The following is a 14,195-nucleotide window of genomic DNA, read 5'->3' as shown; positions in this document are numbered from 1 at the left end:
TCCTGGAAGGTGCTCACCAGGCTGCGCTGTTGTCCGCATCGCACGACCGCGCTCGTGCAGGCGAACCTCGTGCTGCAGCTCGTAGAAGAAGGCCGGCTACTCAGGATGAAAAGGGCTCACTGCGACCGAGATCGTCAACGCGATCCTCGCCGTGCTGACGGCGCTCGGCGTGTACAACTCCGCCCGCCAACGCCTCTACACCGCAGCCGACCTCAGCGCCTACGCCACCAGCACCGACGCCACCCCACACAAGATCAACTCAGCGTGTTAATTCTCTGCAAGTCCTAAGCGTTGCGAGTGGAAGCGTCTGTGCAGCCGTTCGGAGGCTCCTCGGCAGCCATCGGGCGTCCTCATGTCTCGGTTGAGAGCTCAGCCTGAGCTGTTGGCCGCGCGGACTCGGGCTAGGCGCGCCGCCAGCAGTGAACAGAACCACCCCATCCACCGCCATCCGCTGCTCACGCGCCCACCGGAACGGCGAGCTCAGGTCGGTGCCGCCGACCACGACGCCGCAGCCGCCCCAGTTGCTCGACATAGCGGTCGATCACCAACCGATACCAAGACCGCGCCTGGCAAGAGGTGATCATGCGGATCTTCTGGTGCTCCGGTTCGTCCGGTTCCAGAGCGGATGGTGCGCACGAAAGTGGGCCGCGCCAGGCCGGGGGGAGACTGGCGCGGCCCATCGCCGGGGGAACCATCCCATGCCCTGGAGGTGGCCGGCGAGATTGGGAAACTAGTGGGCGAACTGCTCTTCCTCCGTGGAGCCGCGCAGCGCGGTCGTCGAGGAGTCGGGGGCGATGGCGGTGCTGACGAGGTCGAAGTAGCCGGTGCCGACCTCGCGCTGGTGGCGGGTGGCGGTGTAGCCGCGCGACTCGGCCGCGAACTCCGCCTCTTGCAGGTCCACGTACGCCGTCATGCCGTCCGAGGCGTACCCCTGAGCCAGGTTGAACATCGAGTAGTTCAGCGAGTGGAACCCGGCCAGCGTGATGAACTGGAACTTGTACCCCATGTGCCCCAGCTCCCGCTGGAACTTGGCGATCGTGGAGTCGTCCAGGTGCTTCTTCCAGTTGAACGACGGTGAGCAGTTGTAGGCCAGCATCTGGTCCGGGTACTCGGCCTTGATCGCCTCGGCGAACTCGCGGGCCACGTCGAGGTCGGGCGTACCGGTCTCCATCCAGAGCAGGTCGGAGTGCGGTGAGTAGGCCAGGCCGCGCGCGATGCACGCCTGGACGCCGTTGCGGACCCGGTAGAAGCCCTCGGCGGTCCGCTCGCCGGTGGCGAAGGCCTGGTCGCGGGGGTCCACGTCACTGGTCAGGAGCGTCGCGGCCTGGGCGTCGGTCCGCGCGATGATCAGAGTCGGGACACCGGCCACGTCGGCGGCCAGGCGGGCGGCGTTCAGCGTCTTGATGTGCTGGCCGGTCGGGATCAGCACCTTGCCGCCCAGGTGGCCGCACTTCTTCTCGGAGGCGAGCTGGTCCTCCCAGTGCACGCCCGCCGCACCCGCGGCGATCATGCCCTTCATGAGCTCGAAGGCGTTGAGCACGCCGCCGAACCCCGCCTCGGCGTCCGCCACGATCGGCGCCAGCCAGTGCGGGGCGTCCTGGAGGCCCTCCGACCAGGTGATCTGGTCGGCACGCAGCAACGCGTTGTTGATCCGGCGCACGACGGCGGGCACGGAGTTCGCCGGATACAGGCTCTGGTCGGGGTAGGTGTGGCCGCCCAGGTTCGCGTCGGCCGCGACCTGCCAGCCGGACAGGTAGATGGCCTGAAGTCCGGCCTTCACCTGCTGCACCGCCTGGTTTCCGGTGAGCGCGCCGAGCGCGTGCACGTAGTCCTCGGTGTGCAGGAGGCCCCACAACCGCTCGGCGCCGAGCCGGGCCAGCGTGTGCTCCTCCTGGACGCTCCCGCGAAGCTTGATCACATCCTCGGCGCTGTAGGTCCGTTCGACGCCCGCCCAGCGATGGTCGTTGTCCCATTCGTCCTGCAGCTGCTCAGCAGCTCCCTTGAGGCGATCGTTCATTTTTCACTCCTTTGTCGTCCCCTGGGGCCTGTGCCGAGTCTGTGCCCGGGCCGACGTGGCAAAATAGCCTCCTTCGAGTAGAAGAAGCAGCAAATTTCGCGAAATATGAAGGTTTGGCCGTTGTTCAGCGGAGAATAAAAGGCAAGTTTTCCATATGGACTAGACCAATGTGAAGGGGCTCCAGGAGGCTGCGACACCCCCGGCACTCCGACCTCCGATGTCTAGAAAATGGCCGGAATTTCTGTCTAAGATGCTCGCATGGCGTCCTTGCTAGGCGAAGAACCGCTGTCTTTGACGCAGGAGCTTGATCTCATCGCGTTTGGGCAACGCCTTCGTCACCTGCGCAAACAGCGTGGCCTGACCCTCTCCGACCTGGGGGCGCGGGTCAGCAGGGCGCCCAGCCAGCTGTCGCTGCTCGAGAACGGCAAGCGCGAACCGAAGCTCACGTTGCTCAAGTCGCTGGCCGCCGCGCTGGGCGTCCCCGTCGAGGAGCTGCTGCGCCGTCAGCCGCCCAACCGCCGCGCCCAGCTCGAGATCGCCCTGGAAGAGGCCCAGCGCGACCCGATCTACGCGAGCCTCGGCCTGCCCCGCCTCAAGGTCTCCGCGCGCGTGCCGAACGATGTGCTCGAACACCTCCTCGGCCTGTACGGAGAGCTGCGCGCCAGGCAGGCGCGGGGCACCGCCACCCCGGAAGAGGCCAGGGTCGCGAACGCCGAGCTGAGACGCCGCCAGCGCGAGGTCGGCAACTACTTCCCCGAGATCGAGAAGGCCGCCGCCGAGGCGCTGACCTCGGTCGGCTACCGCACCGGCGCCCTGTCCCAGAGCACGGTCCAGGGCCTCGTCACCCATTTCGGCTTCACGGTGCACACAGCTCAGGACCTCCCCAGATCCGTACGCTCCATCACCGACCTCCGCAACCGCCGCATCTACGTCAAGCACGAGCAACTCGGCATGCACACCCCTCGGACCATCCTGCTGCAGACCCTCGGCCACCTCGCGCTCGGCCACGGCAAGCCGCGCGACTTCGCCGATTTCCTGCGCCAGCGCACCGAGGCCAACTACTTCGCCGCCGCCGTACTCGTACCGGAGAAGGCCGCGGCCCTCTACCTGCAGGAGGCCAAATCGGACCGGGCGCTGTCGGTGGAGGACCTGCGTGATGTGTTCGCGGTGTCCTATGAGATGGCCGCGCACCGCTTCACGAACCTGGCCACCCACCACCTCGATCTGGTCTGCCACTTCGTCCGCAACGACGCGGGCGGCACGATCTACAAGGCGTACGAGAACGACGGGATCGTCTTCCCCGCCGACGAGCAGGGGGCGATCGAGGGGCAGCGGATGTGCCTGCAGTGGTCGGGCCGCCAGGTGTTCTCCTCGCCGGACCGGTTCTCGGTGTTCTACCAGTACTCGGACTCGCCCACCGGCACCTATTTCTGCGTCGCGCACGTGGACCCGTCGCGGGAGCGGGACTTCGCGATCACGCTCGGGGTGCCGTTCAGGGAGTCGCGGTGGTTCCGGGGCAGGGAGACCACCAATCGCACCAAATCCAACTGCCCCAACGGCGACTGCTGCCGCCGCCCGCCCACCGAGCTGGCCGAACGCTGGGAGGGCTACGCCTGGCCTTCGGCCCGCGCCAACTCGCACGTCCTGGCCGCCCTGCCGCCGGGGTCGTTCCCGGGAGTGGACGAGGCCGACGTCTACACCTTCCTGGAACGGCACGCCGCAGCGATCTAGGCGAGCCGATAGCCCACGCCGGGGGTGGTGGTGATGACCGGTGGTTCGCCGAGCTTGCGGCGCAGCCGGCCGATGGTCACGGTCACAGTGTTGGTGAACGGGTCGGCGTTCTCGTCCCAGACCCGCTCCAGCAGCTCCTCGGCGCTGAGGAAGCCGGGACTCGCCCGCAGCAACGCCTGCAGCAGGGCGAACTCCTTCACCGAAAGGTTCAGCTGCCTCCCGTCGCGCACGGCGGTCCGGTGGATCGGGTCCAGCTCGATCCCGGCGGCGCGTAGGGTCCGCGGGCGCGCGTCCGGCCTGCGGCGGGCCAGCGCCTGGACGCGCAGGACCAGCTCCGGGAAGTGGAACGGCTTGGCGAGGTAGTCGTCGGCGCCCAGGGTCAGACCGCTGACCCGGTCGCCGGGCGCCCCGGCCGCGGTCAGCATCAGCACCATCGGGCGGTCCGGCCGCTCGCTGATCATCTGGCACAGCGTGTCGCCGTGCAGGCCGGGCAGGTCGCGGTCCAGAACCACGACGTCGTACTCCGTGAGCTCCAGCTTGGCGGCGGCGCTCAGCCCGTCGTAGGTGATGTCGACCGCCATCCCCTGATCGCGCAGCCCTTCGGCGACGACCTCGGCGAGCGGCCGCGCGTCCTCGACCACCATGATCCTCATGCCGTCGCCCCGGCCGGCAGCGCGATCGAGACCCCCAGGCCGCCCTGCGGCCGGGCGAGCAGGTCGAGCCGTCCGCCGTGCGCCGCCGTGATCGCCGCCACGATGGACAATCCGAGGCCGGAGCCGTTCTCGGAGCCGGTGCGGTCGGCGCCGAGCCGTTCGAAGGGCCGCGCGAGCCGATCCACGTCCCCCTGGGCGAGGACGCGTCCGCCGGTCTGCACGACGAACCGGACCTCGGCGCCCTCTCGGACGGTCTCGGCGTGGATCCAGCCGTCCTCCTCGTTGTACGCCACGGCGTTGTCGATCACGTTCTGCACCATCCGGGAGAGCAGCGCGGGATCGCCCCGGGTGCCCGCCGCCCGCAGTTGTGTGGTCACGGTCAGCCGTTTCGCCGCGATCCCGGCGGAATGGTCGCACAGCGCCCGCGTGACCAGATCGTCCAGGTCGACGCCGGCGGCCTCGGCCAGGGCGCCGTGCTGGGCCCGCGCCAGCACCAGGAAGCCGTCGAGCAGCTGATCCACCTGGTCCAGCTGGGTACGCAGCCGATCCCCCACGACGAGCGTCTGCGCCGGCACGCCGGGCTTGGCGACCGCGACGTCCAGCGAGGCCCGCATGGTCGCCAGCGGGGTCCGCAGCTCGTGCGAGGCGTTGGCGACGAACCGGCGCTGGGCGGCGAACGACGCCTCCAGCCGTTCCAGCAGGCCGTCGATGGTGTCGGCGAGGTCCTTCACCTCATCGGCCGGGCCGCTGACGGCCAGCCGCCGGTCCAGGTTGTCGGCGGAGATGTGCCGGGTCGCCGCGGTGATCAGCCGCAGCGGGCGCAGCACCCGGCGGGCCAGCGCCCGGCCGACCAGCAGGGACACGATCGCCATCACCACCAGCGCGAGCAGGGAGCCGACCAGCAGCTGCCGGGACTGGTTCGCCTCCGCGTCGCCCAGTTGCCGCTGCAACTGGAGAATGTGCCGCTGCGCCCCGGTCATGCCGTCGCCGCCCGGCGGGGGCGGTCCCACGGAGGCGACCTCGGTGTCGGACAACACGAAGGTCAGGGCCAGCAGCACGATGCCGGACAGCAGGAACACCCCGGCGTACAAGATCGTGAACCGGGCCCCCACCGTGCCCTTACGCAGCCTGATCACGCCCCCAGCATGCCCGAACGGACCTAACAACGGTATGACAGGCCCGGTTCGGGTGATGTTAGGCCCGCGCCCATAGAACGAGCGCATGCTGAGCACTCAACTGCTCCACCAGGAATGGACGGCCTTCCGCCGTCCCGGCCGCCTGATCGCCCTGGCGGTGGCGGCCCTCATCGTGATCGCCATCGGCCTGGTCTTCACCTCCACGGTCGACTGCGGCGATCCCTGCCCGGTCGCTCCGACCGCCGCGGACGGCTCGATCGTCAACGACCAGTTCTGGTTCCACCACCGCGACCTCGGCCCGAACGGCGTCATCACCGTACGGATGACCTCGATGACCGGCACGATCACCTACCCCCCGCCGAACCACGACCAGATCGTCTCCGGCCTGGTGCCGTGGGCCAAGGCCGGGATCATCATCAAGGACGGCGTCCGGCGGGGCTCCTCGTACGCGGCGCTCATGATGACCGGCCACCACGGCGTGCGGATGCAGGCCGACTACCGGCAGGACATCGCCGGGAGCTCGGGCGGCCTGTCACCAGGATCCCCGCGCTGGCTGCGGCTGGCGCGGTCCGGGGACACCGTCACCGGCGCGGAGTCCGCCGACGGCCGGAGTTGGCAGACGGTCGGGACGGTACGCCTGGCGGGCCTGCCGGAGACGGTGCAGGCCGGCCTGTTCGCCGCCTCACCCGGTGACCTCACGTTACGGGAGGTCGGACTCGGCGGTGCCATCGAGGAGGTCCGGTTCACGCAGGCCACCGGGGTCTTCGACCATGTCGACGTGAGGGGCGCGGCCGACGGCAAGAACGCGGCGGACGCGGCCGGCGGCGAGAACGCGGCGGGCGCGTCCGGCGGAAAGTGGCGCAGCGAGTCCGTCGGCGAGATGAACCACACCGACTGGGAGAAGTACCACACCGCCTCCGGCGCGGTCGAGAAGGACGGCGTCATCACCGTGAGCGGGACCGGCGACATCGGCCCGAGCGAGGGCGGCATGACCGTCACGACCGCGCTGTTCGGCCTGGTGATCGCACTGATCATCGTCCTGGTCGTGGCCGCCCGGTTCGGCGCCCGGTCCGGCACGCCGGCCTCCCGCCCGGCCCTGGCCGCACGGGCCGTGGTGGCCGGCGGCGCGATCTTCGTGGCCGGTCTGGTCGCCGTCGGCGTGGCGGTGACGCTCGGCTTGGCGATCCTGACCGGTAAGGGCGTCAACCTGCAGCCGCTGTCACCGGTGACCGGCGCCCGGGTCGTCATCGGCCTCGCGGCGGTGCTCGCGCTGTGCGGTGTGCTGGCGTACGGGCTCGGGGTCCTGCTGCGGCGCGGCTGGGCGGCGATCCTGCTCGCGCTGGCGCTCGTCGCCGTGCCCTACACGGTGGCCGCGCTGCCGCTGCTGCCCGACACCGTGGCGCAATGGCTGCTGCGGCTCACCCCGGCCGCGGGCTTCGCCGTCCAGCAGACGGCGGTGGAGTATCCGCAGGTGACCGCGCACTACGCGCCGTCCGCCGGATACTACCCGCTGCCCGGATGGGCCGGCTTCGCCGTGCTGTGCGCGTACACGCTGGCGGTGCTGTGGCCGGCCGCGAAGCGTACCCCGGCCGGCCCATCCGCGAACTGGCGATAGCGTCCGGCGCGCATAGGGTAGGGGGGTATAGTAATGTGAGCGACAGAGTGCGGGAGAGGAGCGGCGAATGGCCGGCTACACCGACAACAAGCAGGACCACCAGCGGCGGTTGCGCCGGGTCGAAGGCCAGGTGCGTGGCCTGCAGCGGATGGTCGAGGACGACAAATACTGCATCGACATCCTCACGCAGGTCTCGGCGGCCACCAGCGCCTTGCAGTCGTTCGCCCTGTCCCTGCTCGAAGAGCACCTGAGTCACTGCGTCGCCGAAGCCACCCTCCAGGGCGGTCCCGAGGCCCAGGCCAAGGTCAAAGAGGCCAGTGACGCCATCGCCCGACTTGTTCGTTCCTGACCTGGAAGGTTGATCGATATGAGCACTGCCACCTACACCGTCAAGGGCATGACCTGCGGCCACTGCGTGAGCTCGGTCAAGGAAGAGGTCGGCGAGGTCGCCGGAGTCACCTCCGTGGAGGTGGACCTGGCCAGCGGACTGCTGACCGTGGACAGCGAGGGCCTGATCGACGAGGCGAAGATCGTCGCCGCCGTCAAGGAGGCCGGCTACGAAGTGGCGAACCAGTGACGCACGGCGATCACTGACGCGAGAAAGGGGTGGTGATGACCTCCCTCGCCGACGGCAACGCCGTCGAGCTCTCGATCGGCGGCATGACCTGCGCGTCCTGCGCCAATCGGATCGAGCGCAAGCTCAACAAGCTCGACGGCGTGACCGCCACGGTCAACTACGCGACGGAGAAGGCGAAGGTCACCTTCCCCGAGGGCATCGACCCGCGGGTGCTGATCAGCGAGGTGGAGAAGGCGGGCTACAGCGCCGCGCTGCCCGCCCCGCCCGCCGTCGTGGCGGGGGAGGAGCACGGGCCGGACGACGAGCTGCGTCCGCTGCGCGACCGGCTGATCACCTCGGTCGTGCTGTCGGTGCCGGTGATCGCGATGGCGATGATCCCGGCGCTGCAGTTCACGAACTGGCAGTGGTTGTCGCTGACCCTGGCCGCGCCGGTGGTGATCTACGCGGGCCGGCCCTTCCACCAGGCCGCCTGGACCAACCTACGGCACGGCGCGGCGACGATGGACACGCTCGTCTCGGTCGGCACGCTGGCCGCGCTCGGCTGGTCGCTGTGGGCGCTGTTCTTCGGTACGGCGGGCACGCCCGGCATGACGCACCCGTTCGAGTTCACGATCCAGCGCACCGACGGCTCCGGGAACATCTACCTGGAGGCGGCGGCCGGGGTGACGGCGTTCATCCTGGCCGGCCGCTACTTCGAGGCGCGTTCGAAGCGCCGCGCCGGAGCCGCCCTGCGGGCGCTGATGGAGCTGGGCGCCAAGGAGGTCTCGGTGCTGCGCGACGGCGTCGAGACCCGCGTTCCCGCCGACCGGCTCGAGGTGGGCGACACCTTCGTCGTACGGCCGGGCGAGAAGATCGCCACCGACGGCGTGATCGAGGAGGGTTCCTCGGCCGTCGACGCCTCGATGCTGACCGGCGAGTCCATCCCCGTGGAGGTGCGGCCCGGCGACGCGGTCACCGGCGCCACCGTCAACGCGGGCGGCCGTCTCGTGGTCCGCGCGACGAGGGTCGGTGCCGACACCCGGCTCGCCCAGATGGCCAAGCTGGTGGAGGCGGCGCAGACCGGCAAGGCGCGGGTCCAGCGGCTGGCCGACCGCGTCTCCGGCATCTTCGTGCCGATCGTGATCGGCCTCGCGGTCGCCACCCTGGGCTTCTGGCTCGGCACCGGCGGCGGGGCGGGAGCGGCGTTCACCGCGGCCGTGGCCGTCCTCATCATCGCCTGCCCGTGCGCGCTCGGCCTGGCCACACCGACCGCGCTGCTGGTCGGCACCGGCCGGGGCGCGCAGCTCGGCATCCTGATCAAGGGACCCGAGGTGCTGGAGTCGACCCGCGCGATCGACACGATCGTGCTGGACAAGACCGGCACGGTCACCGAAGGCAGGATGACGCTCACCGGCGTGCACCTGGCCGACGGCGAGGACCGCGAGCAGGTCCTGCGGCTGGCCGGCGCGCTCGAACACGCCTCCGAGCACCCGATCGCCCAGGCCATCGCGCGGGCGGCCGGATCCGACGCCACGGTCGAGGACTTCGCCAACATCGAGGGGCTCGGCGTGCGGGGCACCGTCGACGGGCACGCGGTGCTGGTCGGCCGCCCGAAGCTGCTGGCCGAGCGGTCCCAGCAGCTGCCCGCGGACCTGGCCCGCCGGTCGGCCGAAGAGCAGGCGGCGGGCCGTACGGCGGTGGCGGTGGGCTGGGACGGTCAGGCCCGGGCGGTGCTCGTGGTGGCCGACGTGGTCAAGCCGACCAGCCGGGAGGCCATCGGGCAGCTGCGCGGGCTGGGCCTGACCCCGGTGCTGCTGACCGGCGACAACGGGGCGGTGGCCGGGTCGGTCGCGGACGAGGTCGGCATCGACGAGGTGATCGCCGAGGTGCTGCCCGCCGACAAGGTCGACGTGGTCAAGCGGTTGCAGGCCGAGGGCAAGGTCGTGGCCATGGTCGGCGACGGGGTCAACGACGCCGCCGCGCTGGCCCAGGCCGATCTCGGGCTGGCCATGGGCACCGGCACCGACGCGGCCATCGAGGCCGCCGACCTGACGCTGGTCCGCGGCGACCTGCGCGTGGCGGCCGACGCCCTGCGCCTGTCCCGCAGGACGCTCGGCACGATCAAGATGAACCTGTTCTGGGCGTTCGCCTACAACGTGGCCGCCCTGCCGCTGGCGGCGCTCGGGCTGCTCAACCCGATGATCGCGGGTGCGGCGATGGCGTTCTCGAGCGTCTTCGTGGTGAGCAACAGTCTGCGGCTGCGGCGCTTCAGGTAACGAAGATCGGAAGTGGCCGGGGGTTTGCTTCCGGTTCGTCGTGGCTTAGCGGGGTTTTTCGCCGTCTTGTTGCGGCGCCCGGCCCTGTGCGGGCTCAGCGGCCGTATTCCTGGAGGCCCTCAGCCCTGGTCGGCGGATGGGGCTTCCCGGGCTTGCCGTACAAGAGAAATGGTCCTTAAGGGCGCGCGGCCAGGGCGGCGGCCTGGTCGCGGAGGGCGCGGCGGCCAGCGGGGGAGTCGGCGTCCTCACCCAGGATGATGCGCGCCAGCTGCGGCATCATCGACTGGAACAACGCCAGCCCCGTCAGCAGGAACAACCTGCGCGCCGTCGCCGCGTCCGGCTCCTCACCCCGGCCCTCGGCGAGCGAGGCCGTCTTGCGCGCGCAGCGCTCGACGCGGGCCTCCTGGCCGGGCAGCAGGTCCTGGCCGCGGTAGTTGAGCGCCTCCCACATCAGCAGGCGCACCAGGTCGGGGTGATCGTGGTAGTAGTCGGTCAGCTTGGCCACATAGTCGCCCGGATCGGCGCCCGGCAGCGCGATCTGCGCGGTCAGATCGTCGAGCGCCTCGGTGATGACGGCGTCGAACAGCTTCTCCTTGCTGCCGAAATGGCCGTAGATGCGCTCCTTGTTGACGCCCGCGCGCTCGGCGATGCGATCCACGCGGGCGCCCGCGACGCCGTACGCGGCGAACTCCCCCCGCGCGGCCTCCAGCAGGGCGGCTCGGGTGGCGGCGGTCGAGACCTTGGGTGCCATGGTGTCCATCTTGCCATGACCAACTGGTTGGTTGCAATCCAACTGTTTGGTTGACATCCAACTAGTTGGTTGGCTACCGTCCCGGCCATGGCTATCTCCTTTCCTCGTGTGATCCGCGGCCGGAGCGCCGCCCGCCCAAGCCCACGTCCGGCGCCGGTCGCATGCGATCGAGCCGCGCCGACGTCGGTCCCCCGCGACGCTGCGGGTTCCCTTTCGACTGTCATCGCTCGTGAGCGCGTGCGAGCCGAACCCGCCCCGGCTGTCGCGCGGTTCGGGCGGACGATGGTGGCCTTCGTGCTCACCGCGGTGCTGGTCAGCGGCCAGCTGTACGTCGTGATCCCGCTCCTGCACGACATGGCGGCCGGTTGGGGCGCGTCCACCGGCGCCTTGACCTGGTTGGTCACCGCCTTCGGCATCGGATATGGCGTTGGCTTCCTGGTGTTCGGTCCGTTGTCCGACCGGTTCGGGCGCAGGCGGTTGCTCCTGCTGGGACTGCCGCTGGCCGCCGTCACCACCGCGCTGGTGGCGTTGAGTCCTTCGCCGGAGGCGGCCTTCGTGCTGCGGGCGCTGCAAGGGGTGGCCGTGGCGATGTTCCCGCCGGCGGGCATGGCGTACCTGGCCGAGCGGGTCGAGCCCAGGCGCAGGGTCGTGGCGATCGCCGCGGTGACCGGCGCGTTCCTCGCCTCGGCCGTACTTCTGCAGGTCGCCGCCCAACTGCTGGTGGGCGTGCTCGGTTGGCGGGGGCTGTTCGGGCTGTCGGCGGCCGGGTTCGTGCTGGCCGCGCTAGGGCTGCGCGCCGTGATGCTGCCCGACCTGCCGCGGGAGGGGTCGGGGTCGCTGTTGTCGGTGTACCGGTCGGTGCCGGGGTTGCTGTTCGATCGGGTGTTGGTGCTGCGGTACGTCGCGACGATCGTGCTGATGGTCGGCTTCGTGGCCGTCTATACGGGATTGCAGATCTACGGCATGACATCTCCGAGCGAACTGCTCCTCCTGCGCGCCGGTGGCCTGCCCTCGATCGTGCTCGTACCGCTGCTCATGCCCTGGCTGGGCCGGATCTCAGCGACCACGCGGGCCGTGGCGCTGCTGTTCGCGGGAGCCGTCGCGCTGGCCGTCATCGGCTGGACGGCCGCCGCCGCACTCGGGCTGGTGTGCCTGCTCGCCGTCTATGTCGCCTCGATCACCGGTGGCCTGCCGAGCCTCAACGAAGCGGTCTCCGCGCGGGCGGGACGAGCGCGTGGCACGGCGCTGGCGCTGTTCTCCTTCGCCCTGGCCGTCGGGGGCAGCGTCGGCCCGCAGGTGGCCGCCGCGTTCGGCGGGTTCGGCCCGCTCATGTACGGCCTGGCGATCGCGATGGCCTTGGCCGCCGCGGCCGTACTGGCCTCGACCCTGTCCCGCGGCCGCTGACGAGCGGGCTTCCGGTGATGGGCTACTGGCCGGTAGGGTGTTACCAGTGGTAACGGCTGGCCGTGTGTGGCCGTACCGTGAGCATGGCCTGGTGCCTTTAACGGGATTTTTCAGGGAGTAACAGCATGGGCGGCTTCTGTCCGGAGTTAGGCGACGATGTCGCCGAGGTGCGGGACTGGGTGCATACGTTCGCCCGCGACGTGATCCGCCCAGCAGGCGCGGAGTGGGACGAACGCGAAGAGACCCCCTGGCCCGTCATCCAGGAGGCCGCCAAGATCGGCCTGTACTCGCTCGACTTCTTCGCCACCCAGTGGTTCGAGGAGAGCGGCCTGGCGCTGCCGGTGGCGTTCGAGGAGATCTTCTGGGGCGACGCGGGCATCGGCCTGTCCATCGTCGGCACCGGCCTGGCCGCCGCCGCCCTGTCCGCGAACGGCACGCCGGAGCAGATGGGGGAGTGGCTCCCGCAGATGTTCGGCACGGAGAACGACGTCAAGCTGGGCGCCTTCTGCGCCTCCGAACCGGACGCGGGCTCTGACGTCGGCTCGATCCGTACCCGTGCGGTGTACTCCGGCGGCGACTGGATCCTGAACGGCGTCAAGACCTGGGCCACCAATGGCGGCATCGCCAACGTCCACGTGGTCGTCGCCTCTGTCGAACCGTCGCTGGGCACCCGAGGCCAGGCCACCTTCGTCATCCCACCCGGCACCCCCGGCCTGTCGATGGGGCAGAAGTTCCGCAAACACGGCATCCGCGCCTCCCACACCGCCGAGGTCGTCCTGGAAGACGTCCGCGTCCCCGGCTCCTGCCTCCTCGGCGGCAAGGACAAACTCGACGCCCGCCTCGCCCGCGTCCGCAACGGCGGACGCGCCGGCGAGCAGGCGGCGATGCGTACCTTCGAGACCACCCGCCCGTCGGTGGCCGCGATGGCCGTCGGCATCGCCAGGGCCGCCTTCGAGTACGCCAGGGACTACGCGCGGGAACGCGAGCAGTTCGGCCGCAAGATCGGCGAGAACCAGGCGATCGCCTTCCTCCTCGCCGACATGGCGACCCGCGTGGACACGGCCCGCCTGCTCACCTGGCGCGCGGCCTGGATGGCCCGGATGGGCCGGCAGTTCGGGCAGGCGGAGGGCTCGATGTCGAAACTGGTGGCGGGGGAGACGGCGGTGTGGGTGACGGAGCAGGCGATCCAGATCCTGGGCGGGGCGGGGTATACGCGGGAACATCCGGTGGAACGCTTCCACCGGGATGCCAAGATTTACACCATTTTTGAGGGTACGTCCGAGATTCAGCGGTTGATCATCGGCCGCGCCGTCACTGGATTGCCGGTGCGGTAAGCGTTGGGCAGTTCAACCGACCGCGTGGTGTGCGGCGGATGCCGGTACACGGTGGGCCACGCCGAAGATGTCGAGCAGTACCGGCTCGTGTGCGTCGGGGGTCAACGACATAACGACAAACGTAAGTTGGCACCTTTGGTAAGCGTGGCGGCGGAGACTCCCCGCTTGAACCCAGAGCGAGTTCCCCATCTATCTATGGCCAGTCGCAGGTCGCAGCCCCGTTGATCGAGGAAAACAGGGCATGAAACGCTCCTTGCTGGTCGATGGGCAGGGGATCCCGCTCGGCCGCGTGCTCGCCGGGGCCAACCGGCATGATTCACCGCTTCTGGCCTCTATCCTTGGACAAGCTTGATGACCTTGGCCCGCTGCCTGAGAACATCATTGTGCATCTGGACGCCGGCTACGACTCAGCGAAAACCCGCGACGAACTCACCGCACGCGAAATGACCGGCGAGATCGCCCACAAAGGCGACAAGGCCCCGATCCAAGCCGGTCAACGCTGGCATGTAGAGCGCACCAACGCCTGGCATAACGCCTTCAACCGGCTGCAGCGTTGCTACGAACGTCGTGAGAACGTCATTGACGCCTTCTTCGACCTCGCCGACGCCATCATCACCCTACGTAGCCTGATCCGCCGGGCGTGGACCACCCACCGCTGGGACAATCGGCCCACACGGCGCCCCTGAAGATCATCAATCCTGCGACCTCTAGCCCGATGATGT

General features: G+C 69.8%; 11 protein-coding genes and 2 pseudogenes. 9 read left to right on the top strand and 4 right to left on the bottom strand.

What is annotated here, in order from left to right; translation table 11 throughout:
• Positions 1 to 96, top strand: a pseudogene (locus tag AB0C30_RS49020) (IS5/IS1182 family transposase); the annotation flags it as partial.
• A gap of 634 nt (positions 97 to 730) precedes the next feature.
• Here AB0C30_RS49020 and aceA read toward each other — a convergent pair.
• On the bottom strand, positions 731 to 2,017 hold the full coding sequence (aceA, locus tag AB0C30_RS49015; protein ID WP_357957379.1) for an isocitrate lyase: 1,287 nt from the start codon (positions 2,015 to 2,017) through the stop codon (positions 731 to 733).
• A 291-nt stretch (positions 2,018 to 2,308) separates the two neighbouring features.
• Between aceA and AB0C30_RS49010 the strand changes: the two genes are divergently transcribed.
• Complete coding sequence (locus tag AB0C30_RS49010; RefSeq protein WP_357957384.1) at positions 2,309 to 3,748, top strand: helix-turn-helix domain-containing protein; 1,440 nt, start codon at positions 2,309 to 2,311, stop codon at positions 3,746 to 3,748.
• On the opposite strand, the gene AB0C30_RS49005 is transcribed toward AB0C30_RS49010, so the two are convergent.
• Positions 3,745 to 4,401, bottom strand: coding sequence for a response regulator transcription factor (locus AB0C30_RS49005; RefSeq protein WP_357957377.1), 657 nt, complete (start codon positions 4,399 to 4,401; stop codon positions 3,745 to 3,747). The genes AB0C30_RS49010 and AB0C30_RS49005 overlap by 4 nt on opposite strands.
• Entirely contained in the window at positions 4,398 to 5,537 is a 1,140-nt protein-coding gene (locus AB0C30_RS49000) for a HAMP domain-containing sensor histidine kinase (RefSeq protein ID WP_357957376.1), read from the bottom strand. The genes AB0C30_RS49005 and AB0C30_RS49000 overlap by 4 nt, the downstream gene beginning before the upstream one ends.
• Positions 5,538 to 5,622: 85 nt before the next feature.
• Between AB0C30_RS49000 and AB0C30_RS48995 the strand changes: the two genes are divergently transcribed.
• From AB0C30_RS48995 to AB0C30_RS48980, 4 genes are all read left to right on the top strand, one after another.
• The gene (locus tag AB0C30_RS48995) at positions 5,623 to 7,152 is read left to right on the top strand and encodes a hypothetical protein (RefSeq protein WP_357957374.1); all 1,530 of its coding nucleotides are present in this window, start codon (positions 5,623 to 5,625) and stop codon (positions 7,150 to 7,152) included.
• 67 nt (positions 7,153 to 7,219) lie between these two features.
• Positions 7,220 to 7,501 (top strand): metal-sensitive transcriptional regulator, encoded by a 282-nt coding sequence (locus AB0C30_RS48990; protein WP_357957372.1) that lies wholly within the window; start codon positions 7,220 to 7,222, stop codon positions 7,499 to 7,501.
• Between the two features lie 18 nt (positions 7,502 to 7,519).
• Entirely contained in the window at positions 7,520 to 7,729 is a 210-nt protein-coding gene (locus AB0C30_RS48985) for a cation transporter (protein WP_225297698.1), read from the top strand.
• Between the two features lie 35 nt (positions 7,730 to 7,764).
• Positions 7,765 to 9,984: a heavy metal translocating P-type ATPase gene (locus AB0C30_RS48980; RefSeq protein ID WP_357957371.1), complete on the top strand. Its 2,220-nt coding sequence runs from the start codon at positions 7,765 to 7,767 to the stop codon at positions 9,982 to 9,984.
• 175 nt (positions 9,985 to 10,159) lie between these two features.
• Here AB0C30_RS48980 and AB0C30_RS48975 read toward each other — a convergent pair whose 3' ends face one another.
• Positions 10,160 to 10,735, bottom strand: a complete 576-nt coding sequence (locus AB0C30_RS48975) for a TetR family transcriptional regulator (RefSeq protein WP_357957369.1) — start codon at positions 10,733 to 10,735, stop codon at positions 10,160 to 10,162.
• Between the two features lie 237 nt (positions 10,736 to 10,972).
• Here AB0C30_RS48975 and AB0C30_RS48970 point away from each other — a divergent pair, with 237 nt between their 5' ends.
• The 3 genes and pseudogenes from AB0C30_RS48970 to AB0C30_RS48960 form a co-directional block, all read left to right on the top strand.
• Positions 10,973 to 12,139 (top strand): MFS transporter, encoded by a 1,167-nt coding sequence (locus AB0C30_RS48970; RefSeq protein ID WP_357957368.1) that lies wholly within the window; start codon positions 10,973 to 10,975, stop codon positions 12,137 to 12,139.
• 125 nt (positions 12,140 to 12,264) lie between these two features.
• Positions 12,265 to 13,473, top strand: a complete 1,209-nt coding sequence (locus AB0C30_RS48965; RefSeq protein WP_357957366.1) for an acyl-CoA dehydrogenase family protein — start codon at positions 12,265 to 12,267, stop codon at positions 13,471 to 13,473.
• Between the two features lie 205 nt (positions 13,474 to 13,678).
• Positions 13,679 to 14,159, top strand: a pseudogene (locus AB0C30_RS48960) (transposase); the annotation flags it as partial.
• Between the last annotated feature and the right edge of the window lie 36 nt (positions 14,160 to 14,195).

The sequence above is a fragment of the Nonomuraea sp. NPDC048901 genome (genome assembly GCF_040649695.1).
In the GTDB taxonomy this organism is placed as follows: Bacteria; Actinomycetota; Actinomycetes; order Streptosporangiales; family Streptosporangiaceae; genus Nonomuraea.
Note: the sequence above shows the minus strand (reverse complement) of the source record. Positions and strands in the feature narration are given on the sequence as shown.